The sequence below is a fragment of the Pseudanabaena sp. UWO311 genome (assembly GCF_006937785.1).
Taxonomy (GTDB): Bacteria; Cyanobacteriota; Cyanobacteriia; order Pseudanabaenales; family Pseudanabaenaceae; genus Pseudanabaena.
This window is the reverse complement of sequence record NZ_SJEE01000028.1, coordinates 15,779-37,236: the sequence shown is the minus strand read 5'-3', so window position 1 is coordinate 37,236 and position 21,458 is coordinate 15,779. Positions and strand designations below refer to the sequence as shown.

At 41.7% G+C, this 21,458-nt stretch carries 20 protein-coding genes and 1 pseudogene; 13 read left to right on the top strand and 8 right to left on the bottom strand.

The annotated features are described in order from the left end of the window. Positions 1–4 precede the first annotated feature (4 nt). The 3 genes from PseudUWO311_RS18175 to PseudUWO311_RS18165 all read right to left on the bottom strand — a co-directional run bounded on the left by PseudUWO311_RS18175 (position 5) and on the right by PseudUWO311_RS18165 (position 4,373). The gene (locus PseudUWO311_RS18175) at positions 5–1,615 is read right to left on the bottom strand and encodes a SpoIID/LytB domain-containing protein (protein WP_142656648.1); all 1,611 of its coding nucleotides are present in this window, start codon (positions 1,613–1,615) and stop codon (positions 5–7) included. Positions 1,616–1,776: 161 nt separating this feature from the next. Further along, positions 1,777–2,988: a DUF2252 domain-containing protein gene (locus PseudUWO311_RS18170; RefSeq protein WP_142656647.1), complete on the bottom strand. Its 1,212-nt coding sequence runs from the start codon at positions 2,986–2,988 to the stop codon at positions 1,777–1,779. Between the two features lie 44 nt (positions 2,989–3,032). Continuing rightward, positions 3,033–4,373: a hypothetical protein gene (locus tag PseudUWO311_RS18165; protein ID WP_223807633.1), complete on the bottom strand. Its 1,341-nt coding sequence runs from the start codon at positions 4,371–4,373 to the stop codon at positions 3,033–3,035. Between the two features lie 272 nt (positions 4,374–4,645). Between PseudUWO311_RS18165 and PseudUWO311_RS18160 the strand changes: the two genes are divergently transcribed. Beyond that, positions 4,646–5,935 (top strand): glucose-1-phosphate adenylyltransferase, encoded by a 1,290-nt coding sequence (locus PseudUWO311_RS18160; protein ID WP_142656645.1) that lies wholly within the window; start codon positions 4,646–4,648, stop codon positions 5,933–5,935. 74 nt (positions 5,936–6,009) lie between these two features. On the opposite strand, the gene gatA is transcribed toward PseudUWO311_RS18160, so the two are convergent. Further along, a complete protein-coding gene (gene gatA, locus PseudUWO311_RS18155; protein WP_142656644.1) occupies positions 6,010–7,470 on the bottom strand; it encodes an Asp-tRNA(Asn)/Glu-tRNA(Gln) amidotransferase subunit GatA in 1,461 nt (486 codons plus the stop codon). A 157-nt stretch (positions 7,471–7,627) separates the two neighbouring features. Here gatA and PseudUWO311_RS18150 point away from each other — a divergent pair, with 157 nt between their 5' ends. From PseudUWO311_RS18150 to msrA, 5 genes are all read left to right on the top strand, one after another. Continuing rightward, on the top strand, positions 7,628–8,038 hold the full coding sequence (locus PseudUWO311_RS18150; RefSeq protein WP_142656643.1) for an STAS domain-containing protein: 411 nt from the start codon (positions 7,628–7,630) through the stop codon (positions 8,036–8,038). A gap of 605 nt (positions 8,039–8,643) precedes the next feature. Further along, entirely contained in the window at positions 8,644–9,039 is a 396-nt protein-coding gene (locus tag PseudUWO311_RS18145; RefSeq protein WP_142656642.1) for a Mini-ribonuclease 3, read from the top strand. Beyond that, on the top strand, positions 9,036–10,553 hold the full coding sequence (gene rlmB / locus PseudUWO311_RS18140; RefSeq protein WP_142656641.1) for a 23S rRNA (guanosine(2251)-2'-O)-methyltransferase RlmB: 1,518 nt from the start codon (positions 9,036–9,038) through the stop codon (positions 10,551–10,553). Before PseudUWO311_RS18145 ends, rlmB begins: the two co-directional genes overlap by 4 nt. A gap of 95 nt (positions 10,554–10,648) precedes the next feature. After that, entirely contained in the window at positions 10,649–10,945 is a 297-nt protein-coding gene (locus PseudUWO311_RS18135; RefSeq protein ID WP_142656640.1) for a DUF1816 domain-containing protein, read from the top strand. Between the two features lie 118 nt (positions 10,946–11,063). After that, the gene (msrA, locus tag PseudUWO311_RS18130) at positions 11,064–11,714 is read left to right on the top strand and encodes a peptide-methionine (S)-S-oxide reductase MsrA (RefSeq protein ID WP_142656639.1); all 651 of its coding nucleotides are present in this window, start codon (positions 11,064–11,066) and stop codon (positions 11,712–11,714) included. Positions 11,715–11,776: 62 nt separating this feature from the next. On the opposite strand, the gene PseudUWO311_RS18125 is transcribed toward msrA, so the two are convergent. Then, positions 11,777–13,054 carry a lipid-A-disaccharide synthase gene (locus tag PseudUWO311_RS18125; protein WP_142656638.1) on the bottom strand — a complete coding sequence of 426 codons (1,278 nt, stop codon included), beginning with the start codon at positions 13,052–13,054 and terminating at the stop codon, positions 11,777–11,779. A 281-nt stretch (positions 13,055–13,335) separates the two neighbouring features. Here PseudUWO311_RS18125 and btpA point away from each other — a divergent pair, with 281 nt between their 5' ends. Continuing rightward, on the top strand, positions 13,336–14,202 hold the full coding sequence (btpA, locus tag PseudUWO311_RS18120; RefSeq protein WP_142656637.1) for a photosystem I biogenesis protein BtpA: 867 nt from the start codon (positions 13,336–13,338) through the stop codon (positions 14,200–14,202). A gap of 70 nt (positions 14,203–14,272) precedes the next feature. Next, the gene (locus PseudUWO311_RS18115; protein WP_142656636.1) at positions 14,273–15,172 is read left to right on the top strand and encodes a vitamin K epoxide reductase family protein; all 900 of its coding nucleotides are present in this window, start codon (positions 14,273–14,275) and stop codon (positions 15,170–15,172) included. Between the two features lie 33 nt (positions 15,173–15,205). Here PseudUWO311_RS18115 and PseudUWO311_RS18110 read toward each other — a convergent pair whose 3' ends face one another. From PseudUWO311_RS18110 to rpmI, 3 genes are all read right to left on the bottom strand, one after another. After that, complete coding sequence (locus tag PseudUWO311_RS18110) at positions 15,206–16,042, bottom strand: transporter substrate-binding domain-containing protein (RefSeq protein WP_142656635.1); 837 nt, start codon at positions 16,040–16,042, stop codon at positions 15,206–15,208. 65 nt (positions 16,043–16,107) lie between these two features. After that, positions 16,108–16,461: a 50S ribosomal protein L20 gene (gene rplT, locus PseudUWO311_RS18105; protein ID WP_142656634.1), complete on the bottom strand. Its 354-nt coding sequence runs from the start codon at positions 16,459–16,461 to the stop codon at positions 16,108–16,110. 72 nt (positions 16,462–16,533) lie between these two features. Continuing rightward, complete coding sequence (gene rpmI / locus PseudUWO311_RS18100; protein ID WP_103670288.1) at positions 16,534–16,731, bottom strand: 50S ribosomal protein L35; 198 nt, start codon at positions 16,729–16,731, stop codon at positions 16,534–16,536. A 101-nt stretch (positions 16,732–16,832) separates the two neighbouring features. On the opposite strand from rpmI, the gene PseudUWO311_RS18095 reads away from it, so the two are divergent. From PseudUWO311_RS18095 to PseudUWO311_RS24945, 5 genes and pseudogenes are all read left to right on the top strand, one after another. Next, on the top strand, positions 16,833–17,933 hold the full coding sequence (locus tag PseudUWO311_RS18095; protein WP_142656633.1) for an AAA family ATPase: 1,101 nt from the start codon (positions 16,833–16,835) through the stop codon (positions 17,931–17,933). A gap of 13 nt (positions 17,934–17,946) precedes the next feature. Further along, positions 17,947–18,621 carry a DUF3226 domain-containing protein gene (locus PseudUWO311_RS18090; protein WP_223807630.1) on the top strand — a complete coding sequence of 225 codons (675 nt, stop codon included), beginning with the start codon at positions 17,947–17,949 and terminating at the stop codon, positions 18,619–18,621. A gap of 83 nt (positions 18,622–18,704) precedes the next feature. Next, entirely contained in the window at positions 18,705–19,886 is a 1,182-nt protein-coding gene (gene lpxB / locus PseudUWO311_RS18085) for a lipid-A-disaccharide synthase (protein WP_190303557.1), read from the top strand. A gap of 23 nt (positions 19,887–19,909) precedes the next feature. After that, on the top strand, positions 19,910–20,974 hold the full coding sequence (locus PseudUWO311_RS18080; RefSeq protein WP_142656631.1) for an LD-carboxypeptidase: 1,065 nt from the start codon (positions 19,910–19,912) through the stop codon (positions 20,972–20,974). 217 nt (positions 20,975–21,191) lie between these two features. Continuing rightward, positions 21,192–21,450: pseudogene (locus PseudUWO311_RS24945) on the top strand (AbrB/MazE/SpoVT family DNA-binding domain-containing protein). The last annotated feature ends 8 nt before the right edge of the window (positions 21,451–21,458 follow it).

The window sequence follows — 21,458 nt, the reverse complement described above, 5'->3', positions numbered from 1 at the left end:
TTTTTTATTGTCGAGGCGTGTAATGTTCGGGACGTAGTTTTTGTAACTGCGCATTCGTGTAATAAAAGTTGAGAATGCGATCGTAAGACCAACCCATGCGAGCTAAATTATAAGAACCTGTTTGACTCATGCCCACGCCATGTCCTAAGCCACCACCAACAAAAGCATAACCACTCAAAACTTTATCTTGATAAATCGGATCTAGTTTAAAGAAAGTGCTGTCAGGTGGATCGAAAGCATCGATAATTTCATCTTTTTTGACGAGGATTTTGCCAGTATCAGTTGTTACTTCTAATTCCAAAACTCGTCCTGACGCAGCTCTTTTTGAGACTTGCAATTGTTTAATCGCACTAAAATTGGTTGTACTGTCTCCAGAGAATCGTAAAAACTTTTTCAAGGAAGTCTGTAATTCTTCTAATGAGCCAACTCTCCGCCAACGCAGATTTTTCCACCCATCTTCATTAAATCCCTGTTGACGTTCTAAAAATGCTTTGAGATTTTTATCATCAGCAATATTTGCCGATCGCAGATTTTCAGGACGATTGGCAAGATCTAGTACCGATTGCAAATAGGGGCGTGCAGTTCCATCCCAAATGTCGTTATAGTCTGCGGTAATACCACCAGTCGTTGACGAATAGAGTGCATCGATCACCCGATTGTTATAGGTGAGAACCAAGCCTCTGGTATCGGCGATCGCGCGATCGGCGACTTCAGTCGTATCCTCTAAACCTCGATATACTTGGCATTGTGTATCAGCACAAAGTTCGTATTCATCGACCTTAAAGCGGTGCAAACTGGCCAGCACATAAGTACGCGCCAAGATAGCTTGGGCTTGTACAGACGCATAGGGAGCCTTGTAACCAATTTCATGGGGAACTACACCGCGCACATAAGTTTCTAAAGGAACGTTATTGACTAAGGTAAAACTTTGATGAGCATTAGGTTGTAATCTCAAGCTACCCGCATAAGCTCGATTGCTAATCTCAGCCTTATTCTCTCTTTGATAGCTCACTTCGACAATACCATTACTGCTAATGACATCAAGGCGATCGCGGTTATACCGAAAATCTCCCACTGTCCATGAAGCGATCGCTTTTTGGGGCAGTATCCGACGATCAAGCTGAACTGTCAGATTGCCTTGCGATCGTAGAGTATAAAAAAGCAAATAGCGCAATAACATCGAGGCATATATATCGCGCTTTGCCCAGACTTGCCAACGTCTCGGTTGAGCAATTTCAGTCTGTATACCCTTCTCATTCCAATGGAAAGCACTTGCTGCCGCATTCTCAAAACTGCGATGATTACTGAGGACTAACTTCTCTTCAAGTATGGGTTGCGTTAATTGCTGTGAGGCAATTTCAATAACTAGGCGATCGCTGCTTAAGGTTTGTGTGCTTTTCCCGTCAGCAGATGGAAAAGAAAGGGTCAGTTTGCCACCTGAGGGAGCCTTTAGTGTAAGCCGATCCTGCGGTCTTTCCCCAAAACGTTGGACAATACCAATTTTAAGAATAGGATCTGATTCTGTTTGAGCTTGCACAAGTTCGCCTGCCGTAAGTGTAAACGAACAAATAGTTACAATTACGGTTTGGCGAATGATAACGAAAGTTTTTAACATGTCAAGCTCAAGATGTCAGAAGATGTACTGTATTTTTGCAATATATTAGCAATACTATGGACAAATTTGGTCATAAATGGAGCCCCAAAAGCAAAGCTTCTAGAAATTTAGTCCATGTCTGCCCAAGATCCAATAAATTGGTTGGTCTTGAGTGAGTTCTACTATTGACAAAAGTCTTTCCAATCTTGATGTACTCTTTGGCTATATGCCTTGGCATATTCCATTACTTCAGTTTTCCATTTAGATTTACCAGCAAAATCGATCAATTGATCGATGGTCGCAGAGCCTTGTATAGCACTACTTCGCAAATGTGACCAAGCTACAACTTCCCCTAATGCCAACATTAATTGTTCGGACTTCTCCAATTTGTCATCCCATTTCTCGATCTTTAAATGATCGGTTGGACTTTGAGTAGACTGAAGTTCTCTCAACACAAATGAATCTTTACCAATAGTCACAGAGTGTAGAAAAGCGATAGGAATTGCTTGTAATCGCTTTTGAATTGACACAATGCGATCGCTTTCACTTTTCCATGTTGGTTGAGCCCAAACGTTACGCACTGCCAGCGAAGAAGGTAGTGCTCTTTTTAGGTCGAGAAGGTAGTTACCATCGGGTGAGCCTTTACCTTCCACTAATAAGACATAACGCTCTATCCCTAAACTTCCCTTGCCAGCAATGCGTTGTGCTACGTCCAATAATTTAAAAAACTTGGGATTTGGCTGCTGTGCTGCAAAATCCTCTATCCAACTCTCCAATTTTTGTCTTTGTTGGTCAGTTATTGGTTGCGCCTTTTTGAAATCAATTTTTAACGATCGCCTTTGCTTTTCTTGATCTAAAACAGTTCTTTCCTCTAATAACTCTCTGCGCTTGACCTGATTTTTACGCGCCAGCAAATCCTCGATCACTGGAGGAGCCATATCTTCGCCCATCCAATAAGCTTTCTCATCAGAGATAGTCTGAAGATATGAATTGAGGAATTTCTTGCAGAGTTTTTCTGCAACTTGTAAACCAACCGAATAGGTCTCAGTAGACACAAAAATGCTGGTCAATAAACGGGCGATTTCCCAAGTACAGGGAGCAAGCATAGCTTCATCAAAATCGTTAATATCAAAATAAACGTGACGATTATCAGCCTTGTAATTCCCAAAATTTTCTACATGAAGATCGCCACAAATCCAGACTAGAGGAGCTTTTTTAAACCATGACTTAATCGGCAAATCTTCATAAAATAGATGGCAGGTGGATCGAAAAAAGATAAAGGGGTTTTCTTTTTCCTCACGCATGTACTGATATTTTGCCTTGAGCAAATCGGGATCTCGCGGTTGACTGAGATTAAATTGATAAATGCGATCGCGAATATTTCGATTTGCCATAAACATTCTGAAATTAATATAAACAGCGTAAAGCGCTGTTTATATTAATTTACCTTACTGATTCCCGTATAAACATTCTCATTTACTAATCCCAACCAAGGATCACTAGCTGGAGTGAGAAACAATTGATCATAAACTCGGCGATTAAGGGAGTTTAGAGCCATTGAATTGCCATTGAGGTTTTCATTGCCAAGAAATTCACCATTAGCAAACCAACTGTGAATCTGTGCATGAAATACATATTCGTTACGTACAGTATCTTGAGCGATCGCTCTTTCAAAACTATTGACCACCGTTGGCATTGAAGCACTCGGTGACAACTTACGTTCCATCAGCTTCAGACTACCTTGATCGAGATATACCCGATTTTGATAAAGTCTTGCTAACCTTGCCCAATTGGCATCACTAAGCTTGGCAAAAGGCGAAGGTGGAATAACTTCAGAGATAGGCGCACTAGGTGTGCGAGTCAGGGTTGGTAGCTCAACTGCCATTTTCCCAACAGTCAGACGGCTAGCAATCGTAGCATCAACATTTGCCAAAGATCTCATCGCTATAGGTTCAAGTAACCTTTGTGCAGGTAAGTTTAAGCGCTTGAGATCTGATTGCCAGTTTCTTTCGATTTTGGCTAAGCGATCACGATGATATTTCACCAAAATTTCGCGGCGTAACTTTACATCGTTAGTATTGTTAAGTAGTTGCTCTGCGCCCTCAGCATCTTTAAGATTTTCGATAAATGCTTGGGGGCTGTACAAACCTGGGATGGCATCGATCGGGCGACCATCACTATCAAGTACATAGTGAATGCTATTACCTGTCAGGGTTTGCTCTAGCTTACGACCATCCCCAAAATCAATCGTCACCTTAGGTACTGGACGCTCTGACTGCCAGTGCAAAATAAAGCGATCGCGCAGCAATTGTGAGACTCCCGCATTAGGATAAAGCGCTGTGCGGAAAAATCGACTATTAGCACAACTCAACTCATCATTAAGGTTGCCAAGCAATCGCAATGACAAAATCGGTTTACCAGATTCTTTTGATTCAGTCTTGGCTGCTTCTAAATCTTTATACCAATATAATCTCGAAGCATCGCAGTCTTTTTGCTGACAAATCGCATCTAAAGTTGCCCGTAATTGCGGATTATTAGGTAAATCTTTTTGATAAGCATTCCAAAATGCATCCACACCAGTATTTTTAAATTCTCGTAACTTCGCGATCGCTTGCTGCGATGTTACTTGATCTTTGGAAACTGCTTGTTGAACTAGGCTATCCAAACTCGGTTGCTCTGAAGCGATAACTGCCTGTGGTGAAGAGATGGCAGAGATAGCGATCGCGCCCAAACTCAATAAAGCGAAACATGAATTAGCCAGGCTTTTTTTCACAAGCATCATAAAATCTCCTTAAATCGCGTTAGGCTTAAGCTTCCGCAGCAATAGACATACTTACCACTCATATTGTTCCTAACAAAAGCTAATTTTAGCTAATTTTTAAAACCACAAATAGTCGTAAAGCTTAAAAAAATCTGTGTGGCACTTCACACCCGCTAGAAATTTCTGAGTTTGTGTTCTTACATTACTTGCAACGATCCCCGCAAAGATAGACAATGTTTGCATTCAGAAAAAATATGCAAATAAAAAAGCCAAGATAATCCGAAGAATTTATGAAAAACGTACTGGCTATCATTCTGGGCGGTGGACAGGGAAGCCGACTATATCCCCTCACTAAAACACGCGCTAAGCCCGCCGTCCCTGTAGCAGGCAAATATCGACTGATCGACATTCCTGTGAGTAACTGTATCAACTCAGGTATTGAAAAAATTTATATCCTGACGCAGTTTAACTCCGCATCACTTAATCGTCATGTCAATCAAGCCTATCGCCCCGCCTCCTATTCTGATGGCTTTGTGGAAATTCTTGCCGCTCAGCAAACACCCGATAGTCCAGATTGGTTTCAAGGTACAGCCGACGCTGTTCGCCGTTATGCATGGCTGTTAGAGTCTTGGGATGTCAGTGAATACTTGATTCTATCTGGCGATCATCTGTATAACATGGACTACGAGAAATTCGTAGAGCATCATCGCGAAACTGGGGCAGATATCACCCTGTCAGTATTGCCTGTTGATCAGAAAAAAGCCTCAGCCTTTGGCTTGCTCAAAACAGACAGTACTGGCAAAGTAATTAACTTCCTAGAAAAGCCTAAAGGTGAAGCACTTGAGGGAATGCGTGTTGATACAACTAAACTTGGCTTAGATCAGGCTTCAGCGATCGCGAATCCTTTCATTGCTTCGATGGGAATCTATGTGTTTAATAAGCAGGCTATGTTAAAGCTGCTCAGTGAGAATCCCGAACACACAGATTTTGGTAAAGAAATTATTCCTGATGCAATTCACAATTTGAATGTTCAGGCTTACTTATATAAGGGATATTGGGAAGATATTGGAACCATTGAGTCTTTCTATCAAGCAAATCTAGATTTGACCCGTCATCCTTCCACTGGCTTCAATTTCTACGAAACCAAAAAACCAATTTACACCCGCGCTCGTTATTTGCCACCCAGCAAAGTTCATGACTGTAAAGTTAAGGATTCAATTATTGGTGAAGGATGCCTTCTTAACAAATCAACGGTCACCAATTCAGTTGTTGGTATTCGGATGCATATTGATGCTGATTGCACTATCGAAGACACATTGTTAATGGGTTGTGATTTCTATCAACCTCAAGAAGAGCGTGAGTCAGATCTCGAAACCAACAAAGTGCCAATGGGAATTGGAGAAAATACAATTATTCGTCACGCAATCATCGACAAGAATGCCCGTATTGGTAAGAATGTGCAGATCATCAATAAAGATCGGGTGCAAGATGTAAACCGTGAAGAGCAAGGCTATTGCATCTGTAATGGCATTGTCGTCGTCGTCAAAAATGCAGTTATTCCCGATAACACCATCATCTAAAAAAGGAGTTGGCAATTTGTGCCGACTCTTGTACAAACAAAAAAAAGCCTTGCAAAGCAAGGCTTTTTTTTTGTTTATATAGAAGGCTGTTGTTTGTGCCATTCCGTTGATTGCTCGTAGCCATATGCAACTTGCAGCAGCACATCTTCTCTCAGTACATTTGAGATCATTTGCAACCCGATTGGCATTCCCTTGGAATCAAAACCACAGGGAATACTAATCCCTGGTAACCCCGCAAGGTTTACAGGGATTGTCATCAAATCCGATAGATACATCCCAAGCGGATCTTCAGTTTTACTACCTGCCTTAAAAGCTGTAGTTGGTGCTGTTGGACAAACTAAAACATCCACTTGCTCAAAGGCTTTTTGGAAATCTTGAACGATTAAAGTTCTAACTTTCTGAGCTTTCAGGTAATAGGCATCATAGTATCCAGCTGACAGGACATATGTACCAATCATGATCCGTCGCTTTACTTCAGCCCCAAAACCCTGCTCGCGGGTATTTTCATACATACTTAACAGGCTCTCAGCGCTCTCGTCACGGAAGCCATACTTCACGCCATCATAGCGGGCGAGGTTAGCGGATGCCTCGGAGGGAGCGATGATGTAATAGGTGGGTAGTCCATAGCGAAATCGAGGACAGGAAATTTCATAGACTTCTGCGCCCATGCGCTCGAAATGCGCGATCGCCTTTCTTACGGCAACTTCAACTTCACTATCCAAACCTTCACCAAAGGTTTCTGTAATTACGCCAACTTTTTTACCCTTAAGTGACTGAGTTAAATCTGGTGTTAACAAAGCTGCATAATCAGGAACTGCGGCGTTGATACTGGTGGAGTCTTTGGGGTCATAGCCTGCGATCGCGCCCAAAAATATCGCCGCATCTTCGACAGTATTGGCAAAAGGTCCTATTTGATCCAAAGACGAAGCAAAAGCAACTAAACCAAATCGTGAAACTAATCCGTAAGTTGGCTTTAGACCAACTACGCCACAATATGAAGCGGGTTGGCGAATCGATCCACCAGTATCAGAACCTGTTGCTATTACACATTCACCACTGGAGACGGATGCTGCCGAACCACCCGAAGAGCCACCAGGGACATATTCCGTATCCCAAGGATTTGCTGTTAACGCGATCGCCGAGTTTTCAGTGGAGCTGCCCATGGCAAACTCATCAAGATTCGTTTTGCCAACCATCACGGCTCCAGCCGATCGCAATTTTGCTGTAATTGTCGCTTCGTAGGGTGGAACAAAATTTTTCAGCATTTTGGAGCCGCAAGTAGTGGGCATCCCCATGACACACATATTGTCTTTCATGCCAAGCGGCACGCCTGCCAGCGATGGTATAGTTTCACCTGCTGCGATCGCGGCATCGATGACTTTGGCTTGAGCGATCGCCACTTCTGGCGTAACAGTAACAAAGCTATGTAATTTCGGCTCTAGCCGATCAATGCGATCTAAAAACTCTTGAGCAATTTCGGTTGCTGATCGCTCTTTATTGATTAAGGTTTGGCGAATTTGGGCGATCGAAAGCATAAAGAATCTAGTACGTTAGTGGACGGAATTTTAAGTATATAGCGAAAAAGTAGAGAGGGTATCAAGCAACCGCTCTACTTTTTCGTTATAGCCTTTGGACTAAAAACAAATAATTTTCTGGACAAGTGCGGAGAAAGCAAATACAATATATCCGCAAATTAAGGTACGTTCGCACCGCTTGGAGGTCATTATTCCTGAACCGCTAACCCTGACTGTGAGTTTACGAGGCAGCCGCGAAGTCAAGGACACCTATCAATTGATCCGCCTCACAGGTCTTCTGGACGCTTTTTCGGAGCCAGCCTTTAAAAAGGTGATTGGCAAATGCGTCGAGGATGGACCATTTAACGTGATTTTAGATCTGTCAACCATTGATTTTGTCGATAGTTCTGGACTTGGGGTTTTAGTGCAAATGGCAAAAAAAACTCAAACTTTGAGTGGCACTCTCCAAATTATTACCAATGCTAGAGTCACGCAAACTGTCAAACTGGTTCGATTAGATCAGTTTTTGTCTCTTCAGACATCTATTGATGCAGCGCTTGCCAAGCTTGACCAAACTAGAAAAGACTAAGTTAAAAGTCAGTAAACCAAGCAAATAAATCAACCTCTTGATCAAGCTCAGAAAGTGTAGGCACTCAATTTTAACTTGATGATATTTTGCATTATCTAAAGATGAGGAAAGTTTAGGGGGCAAATTTTCTAAATCTGATGTAAACATCGAAATAAAATTGTTCACTTTATGAACCTGATGCAGCACAAATCACTCATTAGTCATTAGTAAATCTAAATCTTTTGCTGTAACTCATCTTTGCTGTTTTTCGCAAAAGATTTGTTTTTTGTGGAATCTCCTCGGATATCAAACGAATCAATGAATTTTTGAGAGTGTTGATTGGCTGCCATCTCAAGAATTTATTAGTTCTGATTTAAGCTCGAAGTGCTGTAATACCAATAGTTGTGGCACATGTTTTTAGTTGCAGCCACTAAAACCTATTCTCAGTAATTGGAAGTACTGCTATGATGTTTCTAAGACAAAATTTATATACATTGATGGGCAAGCTATGCTTGCCCATCAATGTCTGAAGTAAATGTAAATATTAAACGTCTGATAAATACCTAAACATTTTGTCCAACCCCAACGAAAGTAATCAAATTATTCTGTAATGGCATTATCCTGTAATGTCTCTTAGCCCAATCGTTGAAAATATCGCTGAGATCCCAGCCTCTGCACTTGCCTATATTGGCGATGCTGTGTATGAAATGCAAATGCGGTTGCATTATTTACTGCCGCCACGCACAGCCAAACAGTATCACCAGCTTGTAGTTAGTCAAGTTAGGGCTGAGCAACAAGCAAAACTTCTCGAAAAACTTGATCTCACAGATTTTGAGTCCGATCTAGTAAGACGCGGACGCAATGCTGCAGGATCAGCCCCACGTAAAGTTGATCCCAAGATTTACCAAAGTGCTACAGGATTTGAAGCTTTGATTGGTTATCTTTACTTAACCGATCGCAATCGCCTCGACCAAATTTTCATACAGCTACTTAGCCACATCGATACCCCAGCGCCGCCATGACAACGCAACCTAGACTAAAATCCGACAAGAATTCCGATAAAGACGGAGTTAGAAGCTACGAAAAACGCTCCGACAAGTCCTTTGATAAATATTCAGACAAACGTTCGGATAATCGCTCTGACAGCCGCCCCGATCGCAGCACTGGCAAATATACCGATAAACGCACTGACAATCGCTCTGATAGTCGCTCCGATAGTCGTCCAGAGAGAAGTGCTGAGCGATCCTTTGACAAACCCTACAAATCTGATAAGCCCTACAAGTCATCAGATAGAAATTTTGAGAAGCGCTCTGATAGCCGTACTGACTCTAAATATTCAGGAAAATCAGACAAGTACTCAGATCGTCGTCCTGAGAAAAGTTTTGACAAGCCATTTGAGAAGCGGGCTGAATCATTTGCTGAGCCAAGATTTGAGCGCAAGTTTGACAAACCCATTGGCAAAAAATTTGGTGACAAATTCGCTGAAAAGAAATTTGGCGATAAGAAGTTTGGTGACAAGAAGTTCGGTGATAAAAAATTCGGCGACAAGAAATTTGAACGGAGCGATCGCCCTGAGAGATCTGATCGGGGCGCTGATCGTAATTTTGGGGATCGTGATTTCGGCGATCGCAAATTTGATCGTGATCGTAATTTTGGGGATCGCGATCGTACCTCTATTCCTAATTTTGAACGCCGCTCTCTTCCCCCAGTCTCGCGAAACGTTGATCCCGACGGCGAACTAGGAATCACTGCACCAGTGCATAATCCCGAAAATCCTGACATTGTTTATGGTCGTCATGCAGTTGAAGCTGTGCTAAGTAGCGATCGCAGTATTAATCGTGTATGGGTAACTGCTCGAATGCGCTATGCTCCAGACTTCTTGCCATTGATTAACGAGGCTAAGAGCGCTGGAGCAGTCGTCGATGAAGTTGACAATACAAGACTTGATCGCATTACTGACAATGGCAGACATCAAGGCATTGCTGTTCAAGTCTCTGCTTATGAATATGCTGACCTTGACGAATTAATTGCCAGTGCCAAATCAAAATCGGCACAGCCAGTAATTGTCATCGCTGATGGAATCACTGATCCCCATAATTTAGGAGCGATTATTCGCAGTGCTGCTGCCCTTGGCGCACATGCTTTAGTGATTCCCCAACGTCGTGCAGCAGGAATTACTGCTACAGTAGCCAAAGTTGCCGCAGGCACATTAGAAATCCTTCCAGTCGCTCGCGTAGTGAACCTCAATCGAGCCCTTGAGAAAATCAAGGAAGCAGGTTTCTGGGTTTATGGAACTATGGCAGGTGCAAGCGAAGCTATTCACAAAGCCAAATTCTCTGGCGCGATCGCCTTGGTCATTGGCGCAGAAGATGAAGGTTTGAGTCTGTCAGTACAAAAAAATTGTGACTTCCTCGTTTCTATTCCTTTAGAAGGAAAAGTGGAAAGCTTGAATGCCTCAGTTGCCACAGGAATGGCGCTGTACGAGATTTTCAGGCAACGTTGGGTGAATACGTTAAACCTGAACAATTTGTCTTGAAGTCATGTTTTAAGTTATATAAAGATATAGGAAGAAAACTTTAACCTTAAAGCTTTCTCATTCACCTAAACCATTCACTTTAACTATGTAAAATCATGGGTGGTAACTTGTTTAAGAACATATTTACATCAATTCTCGAAACTGTTGGGTTAGCTGTGTGGATCGAAATTGTTACCGATTCACCACATTGCACATACTACTTTGGCCCTTTCTTGAGTGAGTCTGAAGCTGAAGCTGCAAAAACTGGTTACATCGAAGATCTAGAAACAGAAGGCTCTAAGGGGGTTTCTGTAATGGTTAAGCGATGCAAACCTGAAAAACTGACCATTTATGATGATTCACTGGATTTTAAGCTTGACCGTTTTTTTGCATTTAGCGGTCAGACTCTGTAATCACTACACTGATGAATGAATTGAGGGGCTGAAGCCCCTAATTTTTTGTGAGATAAATGCATAATAAATATCTAATGAGAGATTTATTGTTTTTTTAAGCGAATATTTAAGCGAATATATGTTATTTGGTCTTGGCAAAAAGTTAACTCTTCCCACCGCATCAGATGCTCTTGCGGGAAGATCTTCGGCAATTCCTACTGCATCACATCATTTTGTAAATGGTAATGCCCTGAAACCACCTTTCCCTGAAGGTATGGAAACCGCTATTTTTGGTTTAGGATGCTTTTGGGGAGCGGAACGTAAGTTTTGGCAGCAAAAAGGTATTTATGTTACCGCTGTTGGCTATGCCGCAGGCTTAACACCTAATCCGACTTATGAAGAAGTTTGTTCGGGCATGACTGGACATAATGAGGTTGTGCTAGTTGTGTACGATCCCAAAGCAATAAGTTATACAGATTTACTCAAGGTTTTTTGGGAATCTCATAACCCTACCCAAGGAATGCAGCAGGGTAATGATAAAGGAACCCAGTACCGTTCAGGGATCTATGTTTACAACGATGTGCAAAGAAAACTTGCCGAGGATTCGCGGGAAGTTTATCAGGATGCTCTCAAGGCTTCAGGGATGAAGCAAGGCATTACGACGGAAATTCGTGATGCTGGTGAGTTTTATTACGCTGAGGGCTACCACCAGCAATATCTCGCCAAAAATCCTGGTGGATATTGCGGGCTAGGTGGTACAAATGTTTGTTATCCACCTGTCGCAGTCTAAAAAAAGGCAATGCAGCGCTTTGCGCTGCATTGCCTTTTTTTAAAGCTGTATTTCGGGACGGATCAATTATTCTCCAAAGCACTGATTACCATTTTTGCAAGTTTATTTGCTGCTCCCGTTTCACCACATACAGCTTTTAAGCGATCGCGCATTTTACTAAGTTCATCTGGGCGATCGAGATAAGACAAAATTTCGGTAGCAACTTGAGTTGGTATGAGCTTTCCCCAAAGCTCAGGGACAATTGCTTCACCAGCCCAGATATTTGGCCAAGCTAGCAATTGACCTTTTTTTTGAATTTGTGAAATTAGCACTGCGTTAATTACAATGCCCAAAACCTTACCTAAAAGTGGTGCAGATGCAATTAGTCCCAGCAAACCATCCCATCCCACTTTGGTGTCTGCAAAATTTGTGGGTAGAAGAACTAGCATCGGCTGATTGAGCGCTGCTAGCTCAGCAGTATTAGCGCCGACAGTGGTAATGCAGAGTTGATTGCTTTTGATGAATTTATGGGCGGGGAATTCGCGATGTATCTTAATTACAGTACCTTTGGCAGTTACTAAATTTCCATCAAATATATTGGCTGTCGCCCCATCACTATCTGCAGTAGGAAAGCTAATTTGAGTATATTGAGCTAAGGTTTCGGGGGTAGTCGTAGGGGCTAGAATGATTGCTAATTCCAAATCAGGGCGTTTTTGATGGAGAATATCAGCGATCGCAACAACTAGAGGTGCACCGACCTGTAGTTTATGTCCTTTGGAACCAGGCATAAAGCAAATTCTATTAGCAGGTAATGAGTTGCTCAATGTCTCTTCTTGATTTGATTGATCAATCATCAAATCCCCAATTACTGTTGCTTTTGCTCGAAATTCTGTTGGGATCTTATCGAAAACTGCCTGATTGCGTACTGCGAACAAATCTGCCCAGCGAGACCATCGTGCTTCCCATTCTGCATAAATCAAAGTTTTGTAGCCAAGGCGCTTGGCGATCGCGATCGCAAAAAGCTGATCTCCACCCAAAAAAATTACGATCCCTTGCTTCGCCCATTCCCAGTTAGGGGTTCTGCCCCACAATAAAAAATCAAAAAACTGATCCTGTGACAATACCCGATCTACATTCGGAAAACCTTGGGCGAGTTGAGCTTCCCGCCCACTGGCATTCTGGTCTGGTGAGAGGGCGATTGAAATGCGTATTTTTTGAGAATTGCTTAAGTCTGGCTGCGATCGCTGTGCTGCTTCCAATGCTTTAAGAAACGGAAATACCCATGTAGTTAACTCCCCAGGAGCATTCGACAGAATTAAAATATCTGTGGAAATACCATTGGTTTGAGAAATGTTAGCCATTGTTCAGTAAACCCATAAAGTAGACAGAAAGTTTCTCACGTTCTCTACTTTATGGGTTTACGTAGCTAGGCACAATTAAATATAAAAAAAGCAAAATCTGTACCGCCCGCGTAGCGGGCGGTACAGATTTTGCTTCTAGTTTTTTAATTGTGTAAGGTTACTCATTGCCAGAAATTGAAATGACGGGATCGAATTCACGATAAAATTATGCACTCATAATCAAGTTAAATTAAGAGCTAGTCACTCAGCTTTTTACTCAAATTTTTATAAACGTCACGCATGTGGATTTAAGTAGTTTATTTGATACGCCCAAACCCGTAATTGGGGTCATCCATCTTTTGCCGTTGCCTACTTCGCCGCGTTGGGGGAGCAGCCTTAAAGAGGTTATTGATCGTGCTGAGCAGGAGGCGACAGCACTCGCCGCTGGCGGTGTGCATGGAATCATCGTAGAAAATTTTTTTGATGCTCCGTTTACGAAAGATCGCGTTGATCCTGCGGTGGTGAGTTCCATGAGTCTAGTTGTCCATCGCGTCAAGCAGATGGTTGGCGTTCCTGTAGGCATCAATGTCTTAAGGAATGATGGTCATAGTGCCTTAGCGATCGCCTCCTGTGTTGGTGCTAAGTTTATTCGGGTCAATGTCCTGATGGGCGTAATGGCAACTGATCAAGGCATTATCGAAGGTGATGCTTACAAACTTTTGCGCTATCGCCGTGAACTTGGCTCAGATGTAAAAATCTTTGCTGATGTTTTGGTGAAGCACGCTCAACCCATTTCAGTTCCACAGATTTCCGCCGCAGTCCACGATACGATTCATCGAGGACTTGCCGATGCGGTGATCTTGTCTGGATGGGCGACTGGACATCCGCCGACATCAGAAGATCTTAAGGAAGCAAAAATAGCCTGTGGTGATACTTCTCTATTTGTTGGCTCTGGCGCAACATGGGATAATGTATCGCAATTGATGGAATACGCTGACGGCGTAATTGTCTCTAGCTCTCTCAAGCGTAATGGCCAGATCCAACAGGCGATCGATCCGATCAGAGTCAGCCGCTTTGTCGATGCTGTACGGTTAGATATTGCTAATAAAAAAAATAAACATATTGCTGAAGAGCAAATATTGCGATCGCCGCCGATATCGATTGGATAAAATCTATAAAATAAAAACTAGATGCGCATAACGCCTCTAGTTACAAATCTATTTAGTAGGCAGGTACAAATTGTCAGGAACAGCTACAAGAAAACGATCTGAGCCTTGGTTGCATCGGTGGTCGCGCCCTGCGATCGTCGCTTTGTCTCTATTTGGCTTTTCTCTGGTAACTTATTTGACTGTAACTCACTTTTTTGGGCAAAAAGTCGCACTCTGCGATGTCCAAGGCAGTGGCTGTGACTTAGTGCTCAGTAGTGAATACGCCAAGATTTTTGGTATTCCTCTGACAATTTTTGGTGGTTTGGGCTATCTCACCATAGGACTCTTGGCGGGATTGCCCTTGATTCTCAAGAAAGATGTTCCCAAGGAGCAAGCTCAAATCAAGGAAGTAGCAAATTTCTTGCTGTTCATGGTGTCCTCGTCAACTTTTGTCTTTAGCGGCTACCTGATGTATCTACTAGCATCGGGACAGATTGGGGGACAGCCTCAGGTGTGTCTCTATTGCATATCTTCCGCTGTGACCATGACGACAATTTGGTTACTCACAGTATTTGGTAATGCTTGGAAAGATGTGGGCAATCTCTTCTTCACAGGTGCGATTGTAGCGATCGTGACGCTCACGGGAACTTTAGTTATTTATGGTAGCCAAGGTAAAATCGCAGCTCAGAGCAACACGTTTGCGGGACGTTTAGCTCTGCACTTAACTGCAACCAATGCAAAAATGTATGGTGCATATTGGTGTCCGCATTGTTTAGATCAAAAGAAAAAGTTTGGTGAGGCACAAAAGTTAATTCCTTATGTCGAATGTGCTCCTAATCCACCGAAAGGAGTGAAGTCAGAGACTGCGTTATGTGAGCAAAAAGGAATTAAGGGATTTCCTACATGGGAGATCAATGGCAAAATGCTTTCAGGTGAGCGTACTTTAGATGAATTAGCAAATGAATCTGGCTATACAGGCGATCGCAAATAAACAAAAAAGAGAGTGCTTTGCACTCTCTTTTTTTTATAAGCCCCAATAATTTGCTCGTTCTTTGAGCCAGCCATTTCTTCGCCATTTCTCGACAATATCAAATACTCGATCGCGTAAGTCTAGATGTTGTAAACCACGCGGTAATGCGATCGCTAAACTATGAACCGCTAAAGGTTGTCCAATGATGGCGAAATCAGGATGATCTTTTAACCATTGCATGAGACTGGTGCGATCGCCAACAAAAGCCTTGACTTTGCCAGATTGCAGAGCTTCTAAGCCATCTGAATAGGAGCTTGCACCAATAATCGCAGCTTTGGGAAATTGGGATTGGATCACGGCGATCGCTGAAGAGTTCTTAAGAACCCCAATGGCTAATGGGAGCCTTAATTCTTGAGAAGTTATGCCACGCCTCGCGATCGCGATCGTGCTGTCGGTGTAATAGGGCAAAGAAAAATCGACTAGGCGCGAACGATTTGTGGTGACTGTGATTTGGGCGATCGCTAGGTCTACTTGATTGTTTTGTAATGCGGATAGGCGATCACGATTTTTTAACGGGACTAACTCTATCGGAATGTTTAGTTCCTTCGCCAATTCACGGGCAATATCAATTTCTAGCTCTGATAAGTTGCCACTGCGATCTCGAAATCCTAAGGGAGACAAATTATCTTTAACCCCAATAATTAGCTTGCCCCGTTTTCTGATTTTATCAAGAGTATTTATTTCTGGAGTGATAGCTGAGTTTGTCTCTGCGGCGATCGCTAGATTTGCTAAATGACTTGGCTGAAGAAACTTGAAATGATTTCCTCCATCAAATAAGGAAATCATTGCGATCGTTGCTAAGGCAAAAGTCCCAATCTGAATCTTTTTCACACAGCCTCCCTAAAATCTCGCAAAAGAAAAAAGCGGCGCTCAGCGCCGCTTTTTTCTTTTTTTGTTTATGCGATCGCTTTTGCTTTTTCCACGATCGCGGTAAAAGCATCAGGATCAAGAATCGCAATCTGAGAAAGCATCTTACGATTGATCTCAATATTAGATTTCTTCAGCAACCCAGCAAACTTGCTGTAGCTCAAACCTTGTTGGCGAGCCGCAGCATTAATGCGGGTAATCCAGAGACTACGAAAATCGCGCTTCTTCTTGCGGCGATCGCGGTAGGCATTACGCAGAGCTTTCATTACCTGCTGGTTAGCAGTGCGGAACAGCTTAGAGTGCGATCCGCGAAAGCCCTTGGCTAATTTTAGTACTTTGTTGCGGCGCTTCCTAGCTACGTTACCGCGTTTTACTCTCGTCATGGCAGTTCGTTAATTATCGTTAAAGTCGGTTATTTTCACTTCTAGCAATGTCTATCTCATCGATAGCAATCACTAGGCGTAAGGCATCATTGCACTTACTCTGTCATTATCAGTCTCATCAACTATAGCCATTTTACCCAATCTGCTCTTACGAACAGTTGGTTTATGCTCTAGTAGGTGATTGCGACCAGCGTGGCGGCGAGCAAACTTGCCGCTACCCGTCACCTTGAATCGCTTGGCGGCAGATTTACGAGTTTTGAGCTTAGGCACTTCTTTCTAGTCCAAATTTTTGACCTTTACGAGTGTACCATAAGAATGTGCGATATATCGAATATTTTGGAAGGCTGACTTAAAAAAGTTAGAATATCCCGATGATTAAAAATATTGAAATTAAAAACTTTAGGTGTTTTGACAACCTAAAAGTATTTGGCTTTGAAAGAGTTAATCTGATTAGCGGTAAAAATAATGTTGGTAAGACTGCATTACTAGAAGCCATATTCTTAAATAGCGCTCCCAGACCCGACACGATTTTTTCACTAAGACAAGTAAGGCGAGAGCAAGTAAGTTTTAGTAAAACTTTGCCAGAAAGAACTTGGATTAATTTTTTCTTCCAGCAAAACAAGGGCGATATAATACAAATTAAATCAGTCCTAGATAATGATGAGTCAAAAGTAGTTGAGATTTCTGTTGATGAATCATTAAAAAATTTTTTAGTGAATACTTCTCAAGAAAATGAAGGGCAAGAAGATGAAGTAAAAGAAGATATTACAAGCCTTTTCTCAGGCAGCGAATCTTCAGTATCAGTAATTCATCTTAAAACAACAATAAATAACAAAGAATCTTTTGAAACGCAAATTGTTTCAAGTGCTAAAGGTCTGATAGCGAGAGATATTAAAATTCCTGAAAGTAGAAACGTTTCATTTATCCCTTCGTTTTTAAGGGTTTCTAATAGAGACTTAACAAGTGAATTTGATAAAGCGCGTTTAAGTGAAAGGGATGACGAAGTTCTAAAAGCTTTTAAGTCTATCGATAATTCTATTACTGAGGTGGAAAGTTTTAGTATTGGTGAACCTACTATTTATTTAAAAAGAGATGGAAAGAGTAGATTGCCTCTGTCTCTTTTTGGCGATGCAATTAATCGTATTGCCGATATTATCTTAAAACTAGTCAATAATGAAAACAGTATCCTGATTATTGATGAAATTGAGAATGGGATTCATCACTCCAATCAAGTCTATTTTTGGAATGTTCTTTATAAATTAGCCGATGAGTTAAATGTACAGATATTTGCGACAACGCATAGTTTAGAAATGACTCAAGCTTTTCTAAAAGCTGGGTTGCAGTACCGAAATTTAGGTGTTCATTTTGAACTGGCGAGACAAGCTAAAACCGATAAAATAGTCGCGATCAAGCGAGACTTAGATGCTTTAGATTATGGTATTAGCCACAATGAAGAGGTGAGAGGTGGGTAGGAATATTTTGATAGTGGAAAGCAAGAATGATAAACACTTTTTTCAAGCAATCATTCGCAAACTTAATATTGACATAGAAATCACTACACCAATTCGTATTTCAGATGAAGATTATCGAGAAATGGATGGATTAAATCATCAAAAGCTAAAAGCAGCTCTTGGAAATTTAAAAGCTAGTATCCAAAAAGGTGAAATTGAAAAGGTAGGTGTAATTATTGATATTGATAACTGCCGAGAAGAGGATAGGATCAAGTTTGTTAATGAATGTATCCAAGAGGTATTTTCAAATTCAGAATTTCTTATTAAAGTTAATGAGTTTATTAATCTAAATTTTGAAGATTTTAATATTCAATTAGCTTGTTATTTTACAAATCTCGATGGACAAGGAGAACTTGAAACAGTTTTAAAAGCAATTAAAAAAGAAGAATCTATTCATGCGGATTGCTTAGAAAGCTGGAAAAATTGTTTGGTAAGTAATGGTAAAACCATCAAAGACAAAGATTTTGATAAATTCTGGGTCGATATTTACGTTAGATTCGATACTTGCTCAAATAATGATAAAAAACAAGCGGGGCGTAAATGTAGTATGAGAGCATTTGATTATGTAATGGAGAACAAGGTCGAGATTTGGGACTTAGAGCATCCAACCTTGGATAATTTAAACCAATTCTTGGGTCTATTTAACTAAGAGATACATTTATTTCTGGCATATTCTCACAAATAGCAATCACAATTAGCGATATTTTTTCAACTAGGATAATTTTTAGCGATATGAAATCTAGCTCAGAAACCAAGATAAAACGCCGCGTGTTTATTAGTACAGGGGAAGTTTCAGGTGATTGGCATGGAGCGATTTTGATTGAGGGTTTGCGTGAACGGGCTGCCCTAAGAGGGATCGAATTAGAAATCGTCGGGCTTGGTGGCGATCGCATGGCGGCGACAGGGATAAAGGTTCTAGGAAATACAGTTGGAATTGGGTCAATTGGGATAGTTGAAGCATTGCCCTATGTTTTGCCAACCCTCAAGGTGCAGCGAGATGCCAAACAATGGTTAAAAACTGCTCCGCCAGATGTGGTAGTACTAATCGATTACATGATGCCCAATCAAAGTATGGGGCATTATGCTAAACACACGTTAAAAATTCCCGTCATCTATTACATCGCTCCTCAAGAATGGGTTTGGTCATATAACGACAAAAACACTCGGGCGATCGCTGATTTTACCGATAAATTATTGGCGATTTTCCCGCAAGAAGCAATTTTTTACGAGAAGCAAGGCACAAACGTGCAATGGGTCGGGCATCCATTTGTGGATTTAATGGCAAGGATTCCCGATCGCATGGAAGCCCGTAAGCAACTTGGTATCGCTGATGATGATTTGGTGGTGACTTTACTTCCAGCTTCTCGAACGCAAGAATTGCGATCGGTTATGCCAATTATTCTTGCCGCCGCTAAAATCATCCAAACCAAGTTGCCCCATGTCAAATTTTGGTTGCCGCTATCTCTAGAACGCTATCGTCCCGAAGTTGAGAAGTTGCTTGAGGAATATGACATTAAAGCCACAATCATTTCCGCAAAGTCTCAGATTGCAATTAGCGCGGCCGACTTGGTGCTTAGCAAATCTGGAACTGTGAATTTAGAGACAGCTCTTCTCAATGTGCCACAGGTAATTTTATATCGAGTCAGTAATGTTACGGCTTGGATCGCGCGTCATGTGCTAAAGCTAAAACTACCATTTATTTCACCTGTGAATTTAGTCAATATGGAATCAGTCGTACCTGAGTTTGTGCAAACTGACGCGATTCCTGAAGCGATCGCGGAATGTGCCCTAGACCTATTAATTAACCCTCAAGCAAGACAAACTATGCTCGATGGATACTCTAGAGTGAGAGAGAGTTTGGGCGAAAAAGGAGCGATTAACCGTGTTGCTGATTCGATTCTTGATTATCTATAAAAAGATAGATAAGAAATCTTGTTATGAACTACCAACCCTCTCGCCGCCAATTTCTAGCAGGTGCTTCTGGAGCGATCGCTTTAGCAGCTAGTCTAGCTAGAGCCGACGAGACTGTTGCCCACTCATCAAATAAAAGCATCATTAAACCCGCAGTATTGAAGAAAGGTGACAAGGTAGGAATGGTAGCTCCTGCTAGTTATAGCTTTGAGCCAGAGGATATTAAAATTGCCAAGGAAGTGATCGAACAATATGGCTTTGAAGTAGAACTTGGAGCTCACATTGCCTCTCAATATGGATATTTAGCAGGAAAAGATGTAGAAAGAGCTTCTGACATCAACGAGATGTTCCGTCGCCCTGATATTCGTGGTATTTTTACCTTTTCTGGTGGCTATGGCAGCGGCCGATTGTTACATTTACTAGATTACGAACTGATTCGCCAAAATCCTAAAGTAATTATTGGACATAGCGATATTACGGCTTTGGTGCTAGCAATCCATCAAAAAACTGGGCTAATTACCTTTCATGGTTCATCTGGCTTAAGCAATGTCGGGAACTATGCGATCGCCCATTTTCGGCGTGCGGTCATGGCTACTCAGAATATTGGAGAAATTGCTAAGTCTCCCTACAGTGGTACGGATGATGAAGCTCGTAAGCATCGCCTAATTACCATAGTTTCGGGACAGGCTAATGGTCAGCTTGTAGGCGGGAATCTCAGTTTAGTGGTCAATCTTTTGGGTACTCCCTATGAAATCGACACTAAAGATAAGATTCTATTTCTAGAAGATATTGGAGAAGAACCCTATCGCATCGATCGCATGTTAACGCAATTATTTTTGGCTGGGAAATTACAAGCAGCTTCAGGTTTTGCGTTGGGACATTTCGTGGATTGCCAAGCCAAAGATGGAGGATTGCGAAGTTTTAGTCTAGAAGAAGTCCTACGCGATCGCTTTGAGCCATTGGGTAAGCCAACCTTATATAATTTGATGTTTGGTCACATCACTGAAAATGCAGTACTCCCTCTAGGAGTAAATGCCACGCTTGATGCTACTGCTAAAAAATTAGTGATTAACGAAAGTGCGGTTATTTAAAGCAATTTCTGCTCAAATGAACCAAGAACTTTCCAAAAAGTTCTTGGTTCATTTGAGCGCAAAGCACTGTGAATTATTATGATCAGCGATCACCTAACTTTTAAGCTTGAGCGATCGCAAAGCTATCCTGATAGCTTTACAGTCCAAAAACAAGATAAGAGTAAAATAAAGTAAGGAAATCTTACATTCTGCATTTTGCAAACTTAGGAAATTTACCATACTGGCTCGGTTAACTTCCAAAAATCAGCTTACTCTTCCTAAAAGTATTACAAGGGAGATCGGAGATTCTGAGTACTTTGATGTGAAGGTGGAAGGTGGGCAAAATATTCTTACCCTTGTTAAAGATGCAGCGTAATGATGTGGTACGTTCTAAGCTGGCTGCTTTGGATTTAAGCGAACAGGATATTGCGGATGCTGTAGCTTGGGCGCGTAAGGGATGGATAAGTTGTTATAAAATGTGTAAATTGCGTTGTTAAATTTCCAT

Bases quoted from the DNA above. Each gene is read 5' to 3' on its own strand.
- PseudUWO311_RS18175 (WP_142656648.1), bottom strand. From the start codon at position 1,615: ATGTTAAAAACTTTCGTTATCATTCGCCAAACCGTAATTGTAACTATT.
- PseudUWO311_RS18170 (WP_142656647.1), bottom strand. From the start codon at position 2,988: ATGGCAAATCGAAATATTCGCGATCGCATTTATCAATTTAATCTCAGT.
- PseudUWO311_RS18165 (WP_223807633.1), bottom strand. From the start codon at position 4,373: ATGCTTGTGAAAAAAAGCCTGGCTAATTCATGTTTCGCTTTATTGAGT.
- PseudUWO311_RS18160 (WP_142656645.1), top strand. From the start codon at position 4,646: ATGAAAAACGTACTGGCTATCATTCTGGGCGGTGGACAGGGAAGCCGA.
- gatA (WP_142656644.1), bottom strand. From the start codon at position 7,470: ATGCTTTCGATCGCCCAAATTCGCCAAACCTTAATCAATAAAGAGCGA.
- PseudUWO311_RS18145 (WP_142656642.1), top strand. From the start codon at position 8,644: ATGTCTCTTAGCCCAATCGTTGAAAATATCGCTGAGATCCCAGCCTCT.
- rlmB (WP_142656641.1), top strand. From the start codon at position 9,036: ATGACAACGCAACCTAGACTAAAATCCGACAAGAATTCCGATAAAGAC.
- PseudUWO311_RS18135 (WP_142656640.1), top strand. From the start codon at position 10,649: ATGGGTGGTAACTTGTTTAAGAACATATTTACATCAATTCTCGAAACT.
- msrA (WP_142656639.1), top strand. From the start codon at position 11,064: ATGTTATTTGGTCTTGGCAAAAAGTTAACTCTTCCCACCGCATCAGAT.
- PseudUWO311_RS18125 (WP_142656638.1), bottom strand. From the start codon at position 13,054: ATGGCTAACATTTCTCAAACCAATGGTATTTCCACAGATATTTTAATT.
- rplT (WP_142656634.1), bottom strand. From the start codon at position 16,461: ATGACGAGAGTAAAACGCGGTAACGTAGCTAGGAAGCGCCGCAACAAA.
- PseudUWO311_RS18095 (WP_142656633.1), top strand. From the start codon at position 16,833: ATGATTAAAAATATTGAAATTAAAAACTTTAGGTGTTTTGACAACCTA.
- lpxB (WP_190303557.1), top strand. From the start codon at position 18,705: ATGAAATCTAGCTCAGAAACCAAGATAAAACGCCGCGTGTTTATTAGT.
- PseudUWO311_RS18080 (WP_142656631.1), top strand. From the start codon at position 19,910: ATGAACTACCAACCCTCTCGCCGCCAATTTCTAGCAGGTGCTTCTGGA.